Source organism: Salinivibrio sp. SS2 (genome assembly GCF_001722075.1).
In the GTDB taxonomy this organism is placed as follows: Bacteria; Pseudomonadota; Gammaproteobacteria; order Enterobacterales; family Vibrionaceae; genus Salinivibrio; species Salinivibrio proteolyticus.
The window spans coordinates 1-1,625 of sequence record NZ_MEBP01000044.1 but is presented as its reverse complement, the minus strand read 5'-3'; the positions used below and the strand labels follow the sequence as shown (position 1 = coordinate 1,625).

1 protein-coding gene is annotated in these 1,625 nt (G+C 47.2%); it reads left to right on the top strand.

Annotation, left to right across the window (positions count from 1 at the left end; genetic code table 11):
• Window positions 1-166: 166 nt before the first annotated feature.
• On the top strand, window positions 167-1,264 hold the full coding sequence (locus tag BGK46_RS02345) for a GGDEF domain-containing protein (RefSeq protein WP_069586868.1): 1,098 nt from the start codon (window positions 167-169) through the stop codon (window positions 1,262-1,264).
• Window positions 1,265-1,625 lie beyond the last annotated feature (361 nt).

The window sequence follows — 1,625 nt, the reverse complement described above, 5'->3', positions numbered from 1 at the left end:
TATCAACCCAAAAGGTAATCGAACCACTATTAATCAGTGCTTGATTGTATTGCTTCCAATTGCTGATTTTATACTTGGCTTTGCTCATCATCTGAGACCGGTTTTGAGGCGTTGATGATCTGATCGCCGCTAGAGTGATAAGTTCAATGATTTAGGAAACAACGCCGTGCAAAACCGTAAAGAGCCCGGTATTAATGGATGGGCGTTGTCTCTGTTTATCCATGGGTTTAGCAATCTTTTCTTATTTGCCCGTCCGTACCTTCATCCTTATCTCGGGATCGTCTTTTACAATGCGTGTGTGATGGTAGCATTTTCTTTTAGCCATTGGGCACTGGGGCAAGTCTTTGCCCGCGATGTACCGCGCTGGCAGTTGGCGCTGCCCGTCGTGCTCTCGGTAGTATTGATGGCATCACACCTCGATGATATCGGGAGCCGCGTAGTTTACGCCAGTTTGATTGTCAGTATGCAGCTTGCGTTGATGACGCGAACCATTGTGAGGAGCACAAACACCGGCGGTCAGCGTTTAAAGCGTTGGCTAATGATGGTGATGGGTGGATTTAGTGTGGCATACATAGGCAGGGCGACGTTCGCACATTTTTATCCTGATCTGTTTACGCAGCTGCTTGGCACGTCACTGTTGCAAGCGGGACTGATTTTATCGGGCATCGCTTACAGCGTGATCAATACCCTGATTATCTTCTTGTATAAATTAGAGCGCGTTCACGAGAAACTTCATCGTGAAGCGACCCGAGACAGTTTAACGGGGCTATTAAATCGTCGTGCCTTTTTGGCCAAAGCGAAACGGCGCGTTGAGACTGCCTCTTTCCCTCTCAGTGTACTGATGATCGACTTGGATGACTTTAAAACTATTAATGACTCATTTGGCCATTCTGTTGGTGATAAAGTATTGATCCATTGTGCTGACGTTTTCGAACAAGTGGTTGATGACGATGGTATTGTCGGACGCTTAGGAGGAGAAGAGTTTGCGGTCGTGCTCCCTTACTGCGACGGTGCTCGTGCACAGCAAATATCGGCTGGTTTGCTCCGCGCCGTTCAAAACAGTCGCGCTGAACTTGAAATAAGCTTGTCGGCCAGCATAGGAGTAACGACGACCTCCGAGGCGATGGATATCGACGGTTTGTTAGCCCAAGCCGATGATGCGCTTTATCAGGCGAAGCATGATGGAAAAAATACCTTTAAAGTGTACGTCTCGGCACTGGAAAGCGTCCCTCATGACGCCGAGCATATACCTAATATCGCTTGATGTATGCATATCTAGATTTTATGCACAAAATTGACTTCACCGATGAGGTTCATTATTCTCCGACGCTCATGTTGATATTTCGACTCTCTATTATGGCTTATATTCTATTTAAGAACTTCGTAAGAAGGCTGGGCTTCGCGCAAATACACGATGAAGTGTTGCTCGGAGCTTAACATCAAATTTTCATCAGATATTGTCATGCGCACCTCGCGCAGGTGTTCCAGTATCTGATGTAAAGACGCGATAGAGAGTAAGGCCGGTGATGCTTCATCACCGGCCTTTTTGTTTGCCCAGCGAAGCTGGCAAACCCGTCAGGTTGAAAGAAACCTGAATCGCCCCGACTGAGGGGAAGATAATCCGA